This window comes from Aeromonas jandaei (genome assembly GCF_037890695.1).
Classification (GTDB): Bacteria; Pseudomonadota; Gammaproteobacteria; order Enterobacterales; family Aeromonadaceae; genus Aeromonas; species Aeromonas jandaei.
In genome coordinates this window covers 1,639,062-1,654,877 of sequence record NZ_CP149571.1, presented here as the reverse complement: position 1 = coordinate 1,654,877, position 15,816 = coordinate 1,639,062, and the positions used below count along the sequence as shown (strand labels likewise).

Below are 15,816 nucleotides of genomic sequence, written 5' to 3'. Positions count from 1 at the left end.
GCTCCCGATCTGCTCTCTTTCGCTCCAAGTGCTCAAGTGCCGGGATGCCATGCAGCATGACAACACCTGATTTCAACCAGCTGGCTCAAGATATCAAGCTCTGGGCGAGCGAGCTAGGATTTGACCAGGTTGGCATCACCGACACGGACCTGCGGGCCGAAGAGCCGAAATTGCAGGCCTGGCTGGACGCCGGTTATCACGGCAGCATGGATTACATGGCGCGCCACGGCATGATGCGCGCCCGCCCCCATGAGCTGCTGCCGGGCACCTTGCGGGTCATCTCGGTACGGATGAACTACCTCCCCTTCGAGGCGGGCTTTGCCGCCACCCTGCGCGACCCGACTCTCGGCTATATCAGCCGCTATGCCCTCGGCCGCGACTACCATAAGGTGCTGCGCAATCGCCTCAAACAGCTGGGTGACCGAATCGAAGCGCGATGCGCCGAGTTGTTTCAAGGCACGTCTGACACCCTTGGTGAGTGGCGCCCCTTTGTCGACTCCGCTCCCGTGCTGGAGCGGCCGTTGGCCGCCAAAGCGGGCCTCGGCTGGGTTGGCAAACACTCACTGCTGCTCAATGAGTCAGCCGGTTCCTTCTTCTTTTTGGGGGAGCTGCTGATAAGCCTGCCACTCCCCATCGATGCGCCGGTGGAAAAAGAGCAGTGCGGCAAGTGTGTCGCCTGCATCAACATCTGCCCCACCGGCGCTATTGTCGCTCCCTATGTGGTGGATGGTCGCCGCTGCATCTCCTATCTCACCATCGAGAACGACGGCCCTATTCCGGAAGAGTTCAGACCCCTGATGGGCAACCGCATCTACGGCTGCGACGACTGCCAGCTCATCTGCCCGTGGAACCGCTACGCAGATGCCAGCCCGGAGCCCGATTTCAGCCCGCGCCCCAGCCTGCATCGCCCGCCCCTACTGGCGCTGTGGCGCTGGAGCGAGGCCGAGTTCCTCAAACATACCGAGGGGAGCCCGATCCGCCGCATCGGCTATCAACGCTGGCGCCGCAATCTGGCGGTAGCCCTTGGCAACGGCCCGGCCAACCAGGAAGTGATGGCAGCCCTGCAGCAAGCACTGCCGGAAGCAGAGCCCATGGTAGCCGAACATATTGAATGGGCGCTGGTAACGCTGGCCAGACGCCAGGATGAAACGAACAAGAAAACCCGCCTGCTGATCCGTTGCATCGAAAAAGGTCTGCCGGATCACGCCTGAGTGATCTGCCCCTTGCCGGATTGCAGCAGTTTTTTCATGCTCTGCCGACCCACAAAGATCAGCACGCCATGGTTGAGCAACAATGGTCGGCACACAAAAAGGACATCACAGATGCAAATGTTGGGAGTGGATATTGGAGGCTCGGGGATCAAGGGCTGTCTGGTCGATACCGAAACCGGTGAGCTGATTGGCGAGCGCCATCGCATTGCCACACCACAGCCGGCCACCCCGGCCGCCATTGCCCATACCCTCAAGGCGCTGGTGGAACACTTCGACTGGAAAGGGCCGGTGGGTTGCGGCTTCCCGGCCACCATCCACAACGGCATTGCCAAGAGCGCGGCCAACATCGACAAGAGCTGGATTGAGACCGATGCCGAGCACCTGTTTGCAGATGTCACCGGCAAGCCCTGCTATGTGCTCAACGATGCCGACGCCGCCGGTCTGGCTGAGATGCGCTTTGGTGCCGGCAAGGATCGCAAGGGGGTTATCATCCTCATCACGGTCGGCACCGGCATCGGCACCGCAGTCTTCGTCAACGGTCACCTGCTGCCCAACACCGAGCTGGGCCATTTGATGCTGGAAGGGATGATCGCCGAGCACTACTGCTCCGATGCAGTGCGCAAACGTGAGGATCTCTCCTGGGGGCGCTGGGGCAAGCGCTTCAACAAATATCTGGCTCGCCTTGAGTTTCTCTTCTCCCCCGACCTCTTCATTCTGGGCGGCGGCAGCGCAGCCAAACTGGATAAATTCGTCGATCGCATCGAGACCCGGGCACCACTCATTCCCGCAGCCAGCCTCAACCAGGCCGGTATTATCGGCGCAGCGCTCTACGCCGCCGAACGACATCAGGGCTGATTGCACATCGGTGCCATGAACTTCCGATACGAAGAGGGCCCGACAGCAATGCCGGGCCCTCTCTCTATCTGGTGATCGACCTTCTGTCCTTGCTACAAGTCATCGAGCTGGTGGGCACCGTGCACCAATCGGGTCAGGCGGGTCTGCTCCAGTCGGGCCAAATTATCCAGCAATTCAGCCGTGCTCCGAGTCGGGCACTCCTGGGCCAGATGACCCAGTTCACCAATCAACTGCTCCTCCCAGCGGCAAACCAGGGCTACGATATCTTCGGTTCTGGCTGAAGCCGGCAGCTCGCAGCGCATAATCGCTGGCAACATGTCCTCGCTAAAGCTCTGATCCAGCCAGGTCTCCCGCACCGGGCCGCCCAGCTGGCTGGCATACTCCTGCAGATGGACACTGGCGGCATCCTCCCGCCCTTGCAGATAGACCAGCAACATCCGGCAGCGTTCGCTATCCACCTGATTGGCCAGACGCCGGTAACAGAGACCGAGCTGGTGATGCACCTGCTCGAGGTAGTGCAGCAACTCTTTGATCTGTTGGAATCTCATCGCTCTGCCCTCCATGGGAAATCCGCAACCTCAGTATAAAAAACGGCCAGCCAGGCCCCAATCACGATCCGGCATCTTCTTGCGCTGCATCAAAATTGGCCGAGGTATATATAAGTGGGCAGACAGGGGGTTCAACTTTATGCAATTCTGGGGCTTGAGAGAGGTAGGCTCCACAGCCGGATAGTAGCGACAGGGATACCTAATAGAACAGAGCATCACACGCCATTAGACAACTTTAATTCGGCGCTTTGGCTTAAAAGCGAAATTCAATATGGAATAACGCCAAACCCTGCTATTCCTTATCTGCCAACTGAAAATCCTTATCACTTTTTTAGACGTCTAGACGTAAAAACATGCGTTGACACAGCCATCCGGACATCTTAGCATCATCCCCCATGATGGCAGTGCAACCTAGTGAAACCTCTGCCCAATTTTCTCGCCTGTAGCGCCCTGTGCTGTAAGGCTGTTAGCACGGAAGAATCCATGATTAAGTTGATCGGTCTCAACAAAGTCTACGGTACAGGCAGTGACGCCGTGCACGCCCTGCGTGACGTGAGTCTGCATGTACCCCAAGGCAAAATCTTCGGGGTGATCGGTGCCTCCGGTGCCGGCAAGAGTACCCTTATCCGCTGTGTCAACCTGCTGGAGCGCCCGACAGAGGGCCAGGTGATTGTCGACGGCCAGGATCTGGTCGCCCTGAGCGAACGGGATCTGACCCAGGCCCGTCGCCAGATCGGGATGATCTTCCAGCACTTCAACCTGCTCGCCTCCCGTACCGTGTTTGCCAACATCGCCTTTCCGCTGGAGCTGGCGGGCTGGAACAAGGATCAGATCAAGAGCCGGGTCGAAGAGCTGCTGGCACTGGTCGGGCTGGAAGCCCGTGCCCACGCCTATCCATCCGAACTCTCCGGCGGCCAGAAACAGCGGGTCGCCATCGCCCGGGCGCTGGCCCCGGCCCCCAAAGTGCTGCTGTGTGACGAGGCCACTTCGGCACTCGATCCGCAGACCACCCGCTCGATCCTGACCCTGCTCAAGGAGATCAACGTCAAGCTGGGGCTCACCATCCTGCTCATCACCCACGAAATGGATGTGGTGAAGGGGATCTGTGACGAAGTGGCCATCATCAGCGACGGCAGCCTGATCGAACAGGGCGAAGTGGCGTGGTTCTTCAGCAATGCCAAGACCCAGCTGGCCCGCGATTTCATTCGCTCCACCATCCATCTCGAGGTACCGCAGGAGTATCAGGATCGGATGAGCAACGAGCGAGTGCCCGGCAGCTACCCGCTGCTGAAGCTTGGCTTTACCGGCAGCACGGTCGATACGCCGCTCATCTCCGAGGCGAGCCGCCGTTTCAATATCGATATCAGCATTCTGAGCGCCGACATCGAGTACGCCGGTGGCGTCAAATTCGGTTTCCTGCTGGCCGAGCTGTTTGGGGATGAAGCCCAGTGCGAGGCGACCCAGCAGTTCTTCATCGACAATCACATTCAGCTGGAGGTAATGGGTTATGTCCGAAGCCATGATTAATCTGCTCATCACGGCCCTGGGCGACACCCTTATCATGGTGTTTGCCTCCGCCCTGTTTGGCTGCCTGCTCGGCCTGCCGCTCGGCGTGGCGCTGCATGTGACCAAAGCCGGCCAAATCCTGGCCAACCCGCTGCTCAACCGTACCCTGGGCATGGTGGTCAACGTGGGTCGTTCGGTGCCCTTTATCATCCTGCTGGTCGCGATTATTCCGCTGACCCGGCTGATTGTCGGCACCAGTATCGGCACCATCGCCGCCATCGTGCCGCTGACCGTCGGTTGCATCCCTTTCATCGCCCGTCTGGTGGAAGGTGCCCTGATGGAAGTCCCCGACGGCCTGCTGGAAGCGGCCAAGGCGATGGGCGCCAAGCCATTGCAAATCATCACCAAGGTGCTGCTGCCCGAGGCCCTGCCCGGCATCCTCAACAGCGTCACCATTACCCTCGTCACGCTGGTGAACTACTCCGCCATGGCTGGTGCCATCGGTGGTGGTGGTCTCGGTGATGTGGGCATCCGTTACGGCTATCAGCGCTTCGATCCGACCGTCATGCTGGTCACCGTCGTGATACTGGTCGTGCTGGTTCAACTTATCCAGAGCGCGGGTGAGCGCCTGGTCCACAAATGTGATCATCGTTAATCGTCGATTTCTGACAGGAGGTTTTATGAAATTTGGCATCAAATCCGTTGCGGCAGCTCTGCTGGCTGGTCTGGTACTGGCCGGTTGCGGTCAAAAGGAAGAGAACAAGACCCTGAAAGTAGGCGCCATTGCCGGCCCTGAGACCGAGCTGGTCGAAGTAGCCGCCAAGGTGGCAAAAGAGAAATATGGTCTGAACGTCGAGATCGTCAACTTCTCCGACTATGTCACCCCGAACGTGGCGCTGAACGATGGCAGCATCGACATCAACGCCTTCCAGCACAAACCCTATCTGGATGCACAGGTACGTGATCGTGGCTTCAAACTGGTACCGGTCGGCAACACCTTCGTCTACCCGATCGCCGGTTACTCCAAGAAGCTGAAGTCGCTGAGCGAGCTGAAAGATGGCGCCCAGATCGCGGTACCGAACGATCCGACCAACCTGGGCCGCTCGCTGATCCTGCTGGCCAAGCAGGGCCTGATCACCCTGAAAGATGGTGCTGGTCTGGAGGCAACCGTACTCGATATCGCCAGCAACCCGCGCAACTTCAAGATCGTTGAACTGGAAGCAGCTCAGCTGCCCCGCTCACTGGAAGACGTGGATCTCGCCATCATCAACAACACCTTTGCCGGCCAGATTGGTCTGACCCCGACCGAAAATGGCCTGTTTGTTGAAGACAAAGAGTCCCCCTACGTCAACCTGATCGTCGCCCGCGACAACAACAAGGATGACGAGAAGGTCAAACAGTTCGTACAGGCTTTCCAGACCGATGATGTCTACAAGAAAGGGCTGGAGCTGTTCAAAGGCGGCCTGGTAAAAGGTTGGTAATTGCTCACTCGACAAAAAAGGCCACGCAATGCGTGGCCTTTTTTATTGCCGCCGCTATCATATCGGCGAGCACGGCAACACGAATATAACATCACATGAAAAAATGGTATCTGGCCTACTGCAAGCCAAAGGAAGAGGCCCGCGCCCGCGCCCACCTCGATGCCCAGGGCATTGAGTCCTACTACCCCATGGTGGAAATCGAGAAACTGCGTCGGGGCAAGCGAGTCCCGGTAAAGGAACCCATGTTTCCCAACTACCTCTTCATCTACGTCGATCTGGAAGAGGTCACTCCGGTCACCCTGAAATCGACCCGTGGCATCAGCCGGATCATCCACTTCGGCAGTGAATGGACGCCCATCAGCAACAAGCTGGTCTATCAGCTGATGAGCCGCGATGACAGCGACGAGGCACGAGCCAGCTACGCCAAGCTGCCAAATGCGGGCGATAAGGTATTGATTGAAGAGGGGCCATTGGCAGGGTTTGAAGCCATCTATATGGAGCCGGATGGGGAGAAACGGGCCATTCTGCTGGTCAGTCTGCTCAATAAAGAGACCACCAGCAGCTTCGAAAACCACGCCTTCAGACGAATCGACTAAGAGGTGGGCAGGATATCCTGCCTACCCCCGTCACTCCAGCTCGAAACGGGCAATCACCGCCGTCAGCTTGCCGGTATCACCCGCCAGACGGGCGACGATGCCCTCACCCTGCTGGCTCTGCTGACAGGATTGACGGCTCAGAGCGGCAATATCCTCTACCGTTCCAGCCACTTCGGCGGCGACCTTGGATTGTTGCTCGGTCGCCGTTGCGATGGCCTCCAGCTGGCCAGATAGCGCCTGCACCAGCTGGTTCATCGCATTCAACGTCTCGGTTACCAACCCGACTGCATCACGCCCCTGCTCGACCAGCTGGGTGCCACCACTCACCGTGGTGACGGTCTGGCGGGTTTGCTGGGAAATGGCGCTAATGGTCTGGCTGATTTCGGCGGTTGACTGGTGGGTGCGGGTTGCCAGCTGACGTACCTCATCGGCGACCACGGCAAAACCGCGCCCCTGATCACCGGCCCGCGCCGCTTCTATTGCCGCATTAAGGGCAAGCAAGTTGGTCTGTTCGGCTATGGTGGCGATCACTTCGGTGATCTGCCCGACCTGTTCGCTCTGCTTCTCAAGCAATCCCATCGCGTGATTGGCTTGCCCAATCATGGCGGCGATCTGCTGCATCGCATCTGTCATCCGTGCCAATGCATTCTGTCCCTGCCGGGTTTGTTGCTGCACCTGATGGGCACTATCGGCTGCATTGGCAATATTGCCCGCAACCTCTTTCGTACTGACCGACATCTGCTCGATAGCGCTGGCGACCGCTTTTACCCGGATATCCTGCGCGGTCAAATCGGTCACTATCGCCTGAGTTGTGCTGCCAACATCCTGACAGGCGGCGTCTACCTGTCCCACCGCCCCCTGCAGCTCGCTCACCAGATTGCGTAGCTGGGCCGACATCCGGTTGATGGAGCCGGTCAAACCGCCCAGTTCATCCTGACTCAGGACGGGCAAGGGGTTGGCAGCAAGCTTGCCGTCGGCAACCTCACCTGCCCGCACAACCAGACTGGCGATATCACGAGTCAAACGACGACTGAAGAGCCACGCCACCAACATGCCAAGCACGATGGAACTCCCCGTTGCCAGCAACAGAGTACGAGTGATGGAGTGGCCAGCCTGGGTCATCTCTCCTGAGATTGCAGTCACTTTGCTGCGGGTTTCCCCTACCTGTTTGGCCAGCCGCTCGTAGAGGATCTCCTGCATCGGCTCAATCTCTTTTGCCATCAGATAGTTGGCCTGATCCCAATCCGGTGCTTGCCGCTTGCTGATGACCTGGCCCACCAGCTCCGAAAAGGGGGTTCCCATCTCCTCAAACAACTGCCAGAGGCTGCGCTCGGTTTCGGAAAAGAGACTGGACTGCAGCTTGAGTTCTGCCACCCGTTGCTGATGGAACTTGTAATAGTCCTCATACTTGCTGCGATATTCCGGGTCGCCGGAAATAAGAAAATCTCGCAGGGCGGAGAGCGCATTTGACAAGCTGTTGTAGGCATCTCCCACCTGCTTGAGCAACATACGGCGATCTCCCGATAGCTGATCCTGAGGAGTCGCCACCTCTTCATTGGCGAAAGATTGCAGCTGATCGAGCGCAGCTTCGGCAAGCGGCCCGGCCTCCTGCAGCATCAGGGTATGTGCTGGCAGATTCTCCTCTGTATGGGCAATCGCCCATACCTTTTCCTGGCTGCTCTTGAAACTCTTGAGTGACTGTACCAACGCCACATCAAACTGCTGGCTGGTAATAACCTGCCAGGCCCCCTCCCACTCCTGCTTCAATCTGGCTGCTTGGGCGGGATCCTTGCCGAGGATGAGATAACCACGCAATGCCGAGACAGTCGCGACCAGCGCTTTCTGGCTGGCCTCATCCCGCTGCAGAGCCGGCAGCGCCTGCGCCAGCAGCATCTGCTGGGATTGATTGATCTGGTTTAGCCGGTAGTAGACCAGCGCAGAGGAGAGGGCGATCAGAAGATTGATAAATCCAAAGCTGATCAGAAGCTTGTGTGAGATTTTCATGAACATCCTTGTTCAGATGAGGCCCGCAGGCCAAAAGAATCAGATCGATATAAGTGTAGGCAATCTCTCCTGCCAGGAGCGGTGCCACTCCTGCAATTCACTGCGCGGCATCGGTCTGGCAGAGAAAAAGCCCTGACACACGTCACATCCAAGTTTTGCCAACTGTTGCCAGGTCAACTCATCCTCGACCCCTTCCGCCACCGATTTAAGCCCCAGCTTGCGGGCAAGCTCGATACTGGACTCGATAATGGCCAGACGGGATGGATCTGCATAGCAGCGATCGACGAAGGATCGATCCAGCTTCAACTCGGTAAAAGGCAACAGGGCCAACTGCTGCATCGACGAGTAGCCGGTGCCGAAATCATCGATAGAGAGACCGAATCCATGCATCCGCAGTCGGGTCAGCACTTCCAGCGACTTGCCCACATCCTGCACGAAGGAGCTCTCGGTCACCTCCAGTGTGATGAGTTCTGGATTGATGCTCCAGCGCTGACATTGCGCAATCAGGGAGTTACAGAGATCCCCCTCAATCAGCGAGGTGGTGGAAAGGTTCATCGACAGATTGAGGGAGAGACCGGTCTCCTCCCAGAGATGACCATCGCGCAGCGACTTGTTGATGATGATCTCGGTCAGTTGATCGATGAGCCCGTTGTTTTCCGCCAGCGGAATGAAGCGACCCGGCGAAACCAGGCCATATTCCGGGTGCTGCCAGCGCGCCAGAGCCTCCATCCCGACCCATTCACCAGTGGCAAAGCTGACTTTCGGTTGATACCAGGGGACGATTTGGTCGTCATCCAGTGCGCGTCGCAGCTCATCCAGCCCAAGCCGATGCCCATCCTCTTTTTGGGCCTGCTCCTGACGGGGAGACCACGACTCGATCAACACCTTTAACTGTTGCTTGGTCGATGGTTTTTCGATTCGTCCCAGCACCTGCAAACCATAGGCGGCACTCATCCGCAGCACAGCTTCAACGACGTCATCCTCCAATGCGCTGGAGAGAATGATGCCTCCGCTGAATCCCCCCAGGGAGAGGCGGCGCAACAGAGCCATTCCATCCATGCCGGGCATGCGCAGGTCACAAAACAGGATATCAACCGAGTGACGCTGGCACAGCTCAAGTGCCTCCTGCCCATCACGAGCCTCCAGCAACTGTTGATAACCCAGGTCACGGATCTGGTGCATCAGGGCCTTGCGTTGAAACGCATGCGTCCTCGACAACCATGATGACCAATTCATCGTGTACGTTTTGTACGTTATTCATCGAGCCATAATCCAATTTCGTGGGAGATTGCGTTCATCAATACCTGTACCCCGCAAACCAACTCTTCCAGCTCCTCCGTCTGCTTCAATCGTGCGGCCGATTCGAGTCTGGCGGCCTGTGCTGCCAGCTCTTGCAGCCCCACCATGCGTGCGGCCCCCTTGATACGGTGGGCAGTTTCTACCAGCGCCTGAGTATCGTGGCAAGTCAGTGCCACCATCATATCCTTGCCATCCTGACGGTTGGAATCGAGATATTCTTTTGCCATCGCCCGGGCAGCCTCCTCATCACCAAAGAGCCCTTGCCAGCGTTCCGCCTGCTCGGCGATTTGCTGCTGTTCTGCGGGTTCTTCTGTTGAGACTGTAGCCACATCAGTCAGCCAATGTGCCAATAGTTGACGCAGGGTCTCGAGGGGATAAGGCTTGAACAGCATGTCGCTCATGCCAGCCTCAGTCATGCGGGCACTCGCCTCTTCCGAAGTATCAGCCGTTACCCCGATTATGGGCGCAGTCACTCCTTGGGCTCGCAACGCTCTGGCCAGACTATAGCCATCCATCACCGGCATATGACAATCAGTCAGCAGCAGAGAGAAATCCTGCCCCTGCCATGCCCGCAACGCCTTCTCGCCATCCTCAACCACCTGTGCCTCTATCCCGAGAATGGCCAGCTGTCTGGCCAGCAGAGCCCGGTTGACCGGATGATCGTCGGCCACCAGCACCCTCCCTCCCAGCTTCTCCCCGAGTGCAGTGAGCATGGGGGTAACCTGCTCATTGAGCAATTCGTTGCAACTCTCCAGCAGCAGATCCGGATAGAGAGGTGAGAGCCCCAGTCGCCACCAGTGAGCAGCACCGAGACGCCCGCGGAGCGCCTCGCGGGGAGACACAATGATCCCTTTGAGAGCCCTTTGTTGAAGCCAGCTTTGCCACTCGGGCCCCAGCGTCTGCTCCAGCCAAAGTTCGTCTGCCAGCAGCAATCCCTGCAAATCATCGCTGAAATTCGACGCTTCAATGGGGTTGAGCTTGGCGCCAAGACGTCTCATGGCCATCTCCAGCACCGGATCGTTGCTGAAATACCACCACTCGCTCCCAGCCAAAGCTGGCAGGTCCCATTGTGGTTTCTGCAACGGTACGGTGAAGGTACAACTCGACCCCTCACCCGGCTTGCTGACCAGATGCAGGTTGCCCCCCATTTTGCGCACCAGCTGATCGCAGATGGCCAGTCCCAGCCCTGTACCACCGAAGCGGCGATTGATGTCTGACTCCACCTGCTCAAAAGGAGTGAAGAGCAGCGCCTGCTTCTCTTCGGCAATCCCGATACCGGTATCGGCGACCATAATGCTCAACAACCCGTCGAGGTAGTTAACAGCAAGAGTGATTCTCCCCTGCTCGGTGAACTTGACTGCATTGTTGAGCAGATTGGAGATAACCTGCCCTACCCTGACACCATCCATCTCGGCCTGATCGGGCACGGATTGACCCCACTCCAGCACCACCTGCAACCCTTTGCTATGCGCGAGCGTCGCATGGCCACGGATCGCATCACAAATAACGGATTGCACGCGACAGACCTGATAGTGCAATCGCAACTGGCCGGCCTCTATCTTGGAAAAGTCGAGGATGTCATTCACCAGATAGAGCAGGTTGTTGGTTGAAGTGACGACATTGCGCACCATGTAGCGCTGATCGTCATTCAGCTCACTCATCTGCAACAGCTCCAGCATGCCGTGCATACCGGAGATGGGGGTCCTCAACTCGTGGCTCATGGTGGCGAGAAAGCGGCTACGCGCCTGCATGGCCTGCTCGGCATAGGCTTGCGCCTCGCGCAACTGGTGTTCCTGCAGCTTGAGCGCCGTAATGTCCTGGATCACCCCGTTGAGGATCAGCTCATGCTGCTCCTGGCGCACGAAACTGCCGCGTACCTGCAGATAGCGATCCCCCTCCGGCCGCTCGACCTTGACCTCCAGATCAAGCGGGGCCAGGGTCTCGGCATGATTGGCCACCTTGCTGACAAAGTCCTGCAACGCCTCTTCAGTAAACCCGAAGATCTCTCCTCCCGACTCGGCAGCAAAAAGCTCCTGATGACTGACCCCGAGGATCTCGCGAGCCCCCTGGGAGGCATAGAGAAAACGTCCCTTGCCCGGCCCCTGCCACAGATACTGGTAGACAATGCCCGGCATACTGTCGGTAATCTGGGTCAGGCGGGTTTCCGCCTTGCGCGCCCGTTCCTCCGCATCCTTGATCTGGCTGACATCGGTGAGCACGGTCAATACCCCAAGCATCTTGCCTGCCGGGTCGCGATAGGGGAGTTTGGCGTACATCACATGAAACGGTGAACCATCGGCCCGCACACTGTTGCCCGCCCCCTCCAGCTGGCGACCACTCTGCCAGACGGCTCGCTCCTCCTGCACCATCTGGCGACGAACCGGCTCGGGCATATGCGCGAGATCGTCTCGCTGCTGCCCATCATGCTCAATGAAAAAGGTCTCTCGATAGGCTTGATTGCAAAGGGTAATACGCTGTTCGTTGTCACGCAGCGCCACCATGGTCGGCAAGGAGTTGAGCAGTGTCTGCACAAAAGAGAGCTGCTCATTCAACTTGCTTTCCGCAACCTTGCGCTGGGCAATCTGACGACGCAGGCTGCGCGCCCACAGCAACACCAGCAGACCCGCGGTACCAAGAGCCGCTATGGCAAAGGCCAGCCATTTGTATAGAGGGCTATTGTCCACCGCCATATTGACCGAGATGTTGAGCCAGCGGCGATCGAACAGCTGCCACTCTTCATCGGTAATGGTCTGCAGCAACTTGTCCATAATTCTGGTCAGCTCGGGCTGTGCAATATCGACCGCCATACTGATCGGCACCGAAAATTCAGGGCTCCCCAGCACAACCTGGTACTTCTCGTTGAATCCTTTCATCGCCTGCTGGCCAAGGTTGGTCATGGTCAGCAGTACGTAATCAACCTTGCCCGAGTCGAGCAACTTCAGAAGATCTGCATCGCGGCCAACCTCAACAATCTTCCCGCCAAAGTTGCGAATCAACGATGCCTCGTAGGAACCGGTCACCCCCCCGATCTGACGCCCCTTTAAATCAGCCAGAGATTTCAAGCTGCGAGCACCGATCCTGGCAACGATGTAGCTGTCAAACTTGAGGTAAGAGGAGGTAAAGGAGGCGAACTCCCGCCGATCCTTCAGGGGAGTCATCAGAGGGATCAAATCAATCTTGTGCGCTTGCAGTAGTTCGATGGACTCTTGCCAGGTGCGGGTCGGAACCAGCTCAAACCGGACACCGGAACGCAGGCTGATAAGCTTCATCAGGTCAGCGGCATACCCGTGCAATCTCCCCTCTTCATCGATCTCGCTGATACCGGAAAAAGAGGGAGCTACGGCAAACCGGATCACTTTTTTCTGTTTTAACCATGCCATCTCGGCAGGCTCCAGCAGCAGATCGACCTTGAAGCGGCTATCCCCCTCCGCCAGGCGCAGGCGGGAATCGGTCACCGGGATCCTCTGATATGCCTGCCAGATCCGCTTTGTCAGCTCACTATTATTTGCGCTGGTCGCAATCGTCAGGGCGCTGCTGCTCAACCAGCGAGGCGTCGCAATCCCCATGGTGTCCGGGAGGCGCTGCAGCTCCCGCACCAGAATAGCACCCAGCGCCAGATAACCATCGGCCAGACCCAGCTTGACCATATAGGTTGCCTCATCACGGCTCTCGACCTGGGTCACGTTGGGCATTCCCAGCGATGCCAGCTCACGGCAGCTGCCAAACCCGCGGATACAAACCCAGCGCATTTTTTTTGCCTGCTCGATCGTTAACCGCTGGTTGGGATGTTGCATCAGGATAGCGCGGCCATAAGAGCCGAGGTGACCGATATGGTTCACCCCCTCCACCGGCAAGGCATCAAGCTCCACCCCTACCAGAGCATCAACCTTCCCCTTCTTCAGCGCTTCCTGAGCTTCGATATAAGAGTTAAAGGATACGCAACGCAGCGTTAATCCCATCTCGGCAGCAATCCGCAGGGCCAGCTCCTTGAGCGAACCGGCGTACTGTTTCGATGGCACCTCGTAGATAAAGGGGGGATAGCCCCCACGGGGGACGCCCACCACCAGCTCCTGAGAGAAGCCCTGCTCATCAACCGCTCTTTGTTCCTCTTCGGGCGATGACTCTGCAGCAACGTGCCAACTCAGCAGAAGCAGTGAGCAAAAAATCAGTAGGAGATGACAAGCGCGAGACATGAGCTATTTGTCCTGATGAGTGAGGCCAATACGATTCATCCTCAACCCTCTAGATAATGGCTCTAGCCGGTGAGAAAACAAACAGTTCCGCTATAAACGGGGCCGAGAGAATAGAGGGATATTGGCTGAATGTGAATAAACAATCCTTTTTAAAGCAAAAAACGTGACAGATTTTGGTCTGTCACGTCATTTTTTCGCAACGTTAAAGAGATTGGGGGGGACAACGCCCCCACCACATCAGGTTATTCGATTCCCAAGCCGGAAGCCTGTTTGATACTCGCGCTCACGGATATGGGAGATCTGCCCCTCATACCCTTCCAGACCGATATCTTTCAGCAGGGCAGGCGAGAGATTGATCACGGCGAGACGACGCTCGACCTTGGCGATCCGCTTTTGTACCAAAGACTCGACGCTACGCAGTAAAACCAGTTCGATAGACATGACATTCTCCAGTTGAACATGCGGTTCTCCCGGAGAAAGTGGATATCACCCTGCGGGACGAACCGCGGGTGATAAAAAGACAGGGGTTACCTGTTTACGCCACGCGGTAAAAGAGCACGAGATTTCACGCCGCACGCAGTGCCGCGAGAGAATGCAAGATTTAGCATCTGATGGTGCATTTTCGTCTCCTTACCGGATAAAAGTTGAACAGGTTGCAGCAGTCTAAAAAAACTCCGAATTTAACACAAGCCTCTTGCGGCTCCTTTTTAAACGTTTTTACGGCATTTTATGCTGCCCGAAAGGGAGTCCGAGTCATCAGATCCCCGAGAGCAGGCGGTACTCTTCCAGCACATAGGTATCCGTCATGCCGCTGACATAGTCGAGCAGCAGGCGTACCCGGTAGTACCACTCCTGCTCCTGCTCGCAGACAAAACGCTCGTCCCGCACGGCCACTGCCAATCGATAGGCCTTGATATGGCGCGCCGAGAGCCGGTGATAGAGGCGGCGAGCAAAGAAGAGTTCACTCCCCCCCTCACCCGCCAGCAGACGGGAAAATTGCCCGGACGGCATGGCCAGCAGGCAGGAGTAGGTGGCGAGCACACCACGCAGGGCGGCGTAGCCTTCCAGTTCGAGCGCCTCTACCTCGGGGCGCATGAAAACCTGCGCCCGCGCAACCTGTTTGAGGATATCGAGCACCCGCGCCGCGGGAGCCTGACCGTGGAGCAGGGCCTGTGGATAGCTCCCCTGCAGGATCGCCTCATGCTCGCTGATATAGGTGCTGGCCGCCAGCGCCACCAGATCTCTGGTCAACCGGTGACGAAAATGGGGGAAGAAACCCCAGCTGGAGCGCTGTGCATCACCAAGCAGGGTCGTCATGTACTCGCTGCCATCAGCGCTGCAGAGGGCAGCCAGCAGCTCATTCAGGGTGAGAATGCGCCTGTCTACCGCATCCTCCAGATCAGCGATGCAGTAGGAGATGTCATCCGCCGCCTCCATGATGTAGGCAAGCGGATGGCGGCAGCCTGGGGCCAGCCCCAGACTCTGGCCGAGGGCGCGATAGAGGGGCTGTTCACTGAAGAAGATGCCGCGCTTGCTGCTCCAGCCATGATGCTGGCCGTAACTCACACCGGGTTGCGGCTGCTGCGGGTATTTGCACAGCGCCCCCAGCTGGCCGAGGGTCAGGTTGAGCTCGTGCAGGCTGTGTACCAACCGCAAGCTCTGGGCATTGCCGTCAAACAACAGCAGATCCTGACGCAGCTCCGCCCACTGGACCGAGGGGGGCTGTGCCAGTGCCTGCTGATAGAGGGGATCGAGCATTTCACCGAGCCACTGGCTCATCACCTGCTCGCCGAAGTGGCCGAACGGCGGGTTGCCCACGTCGTGCAAAAGACAGGACATCTCCACCAGATTGATAAAGGCCCCCTCGCACACCACACCGGCCGGCAATTCCGCCAGAATGCGGCGACTGATCTGACGGCCGGTCTCCTGCACCTCCAGCGAATGGGTGAGACGGCTGCGCACCGAGGCTTTCACATCGAGCGGAAAAACCTGGGTCTTCTGCTGCAACCGGCGCACCGGCGCCGCCTGCACTATGCGGGCGCGATCCAGCTCGGTCGCCTCCAACAGATCCTCATTTCCCCAGGGGTGAACACGCTCGGGGGTGATCAAACGGCTATACATCC

General features: G+C 57.9%; 11 protein-coding genes and 1 pseudogene. 6 read left to right on the top strand and 6 right to left on the bottom strand.

What is annotated here, in order from left to right:
* Positions 1 to 56 precede the first annotated feature (56 nt).
* Positions 57 to 1,211, top strand: coding sequence for a tRNA epoxyqueuosine(34) reductase QueG (queG, locus tag WE862_RS08010; RefSeq protein ID WP_042031780.1), 1,155 nt, complete (start codon positions 57 to 59; stop codon positions 1,209 to 1,211).
* Positions 1,212 to 1,322: 111 nt separating this feature from the next.
* Complete coding sequence (gene ppgK, locus WE862_RS08005) at positions 1,323 to 2,066, top strand: polyphosphate--glucose phosphotransferase (protein WP_042031782.1); 744 nt, start codon at positions 1,323 to 1,325, stop codon at positions 2,064 to 2,066.
* A gap of 92 nt (positions 2,067 to 2,158) precedes the next feature.
* On the opposite strand, the gene WE862_RS08000 is transcribed toward ppgK, so the two are convergent.
* Positions 2,159 to 2,614, bottom strand: a complete 456-nt coding sequence (locus WE862_RS08000; protein ID WP_042031783.1) for a hypothetical protein — start codon at positions 2,612 to 2,614, stop codon at positions 2,159 to 2,161.
* A gap of 483 nt (positions 2,615 to 3,097) precedes the next feature.
* Here WE862_RS08000 and metN point away from each other — a divergent pair, with 483 nt between their 5' ends.
* The 4 genes from metN to rfaH all read left to right on the top strand — a co-directional run bounded on the left by metN (position 3,098) and on the right by rfaH (position 6,197).
* On the top strand, positions 3,098 to 4,141 hold the full coding sequence (gene metN, locus WE862_RS07995; RefSeq protein ID WP_042031784.1) for a methionine ABC transporter ATP-binding protein MetN: 1,044 nt from the start codon (positions 3,098 to 3,100) through the stop codon (positions 4,139 to 4,141).
* The gene (locus WE862_RS07990) at positions 4,122 to 4,775 is read left to right on the top strand and encodes a methionine ABC transporter permease (protein ID WP_042031786.1); all 654 of its coding nucleotides are present in this window, start codon (positions 4,122 to 4,124) and stop codon (positions 4,773 to 4,775) included. Before metN ends, WE862_RS07990 begins: the two co-directional genes overlap by 20 nt.
* Before the next feature lie 25 nt (positions 4,776 to 4,800).
* Positions 4,801 to 5,601, top strand: coding sequence for a methionine ABC transporter substrate-binding lipoprotein MetQ (gene metQ / locus WE862_RS07985; RefSeq protein WP_041210417.1), 801 nt, complete (start codon positions 4,801 to 4,803; stop codon positions 5,599 to 5,601).
* Positions 5,602 to 5,696: 95 nt separating this feature from the next.
* The gene (gene rfaH, locus WE862_RS07980) at positions 5,697 to 6,197 is read left to right on the top strand and encodes a transcription/translation regulatory transformer protein RfaH (protein WP_041210416.1); all 501 of its coding nucleotides are present in this window, start codon (positions 5,697 to 5,699) and stop codon (positions 6,195 to 6,197) included.
* A gap of 30 nt (positions 6,198 to 6,227) precedes the next feature.
* Here rfaH and WE862_RS07975 read toward each other — a convergent pair whose 3' ends face one another.
* The 5 genes and pseudogenes from WE862_RS07975 to dgt form a co-directional block, all read right to left on the bottom strand.
* Entirely contained in the window at positions 6,228 to 8,201 is a 1,974-nt protein-coding gene (locus tag WE862_RS07975) for a methyl-accepting chemotaxis protein (RefSeq protein ID WP_042031787.1), read from the bottom strand.
* A 39-nt stretch (positions 8,202 to 8,240) separates the two neighbouring features.
* A pseudogene (locus WE862_RS07970) lies at positions 8,241 to 9,423 on the bottom strand (EAL domain-containing response regulator).
* A 31-nt stretch (positions 9,424 to 9,454) separates the two neighbouring features.
* Positions 9,455 to 13,693, bottom strand: a complete 4,239-nt coding sequence (locus WE862_RS07965; RefSeq protein ID WP_339058723.1) for an ATP-binding protein — start codon at positions 13,691 to 13,693, stop codon at positions 9,455 to 9,457.
* 237 nt (positions 13,694 to 13,930) lie between these two features.
* Positions 13,931 to 14,134, bottom strand: a complete 204-nt coding sequence (locus tag WE862_RS07960) for a hypothetical protein (protein ID WP_033114907.1) — start codon at positions 14,132 to 14,134, stop codon at positions 13,931 to 13,933.
* A gap of 315 nt (positions 14,135 to 14,449) precedes the next feature.
* A complete protein-coding gene (gene dgt, locus WE862_RS07955; protein ID WP_042031790.1) occupies positions 14,450 to 15,814 on the bottom strand; it encodes a dGTPase in 1,365 nt (454 codons plus the stop codon).
* Between the last annotated feature and the right edge of the window lie 2 nt (positions 15,815 to 15,816).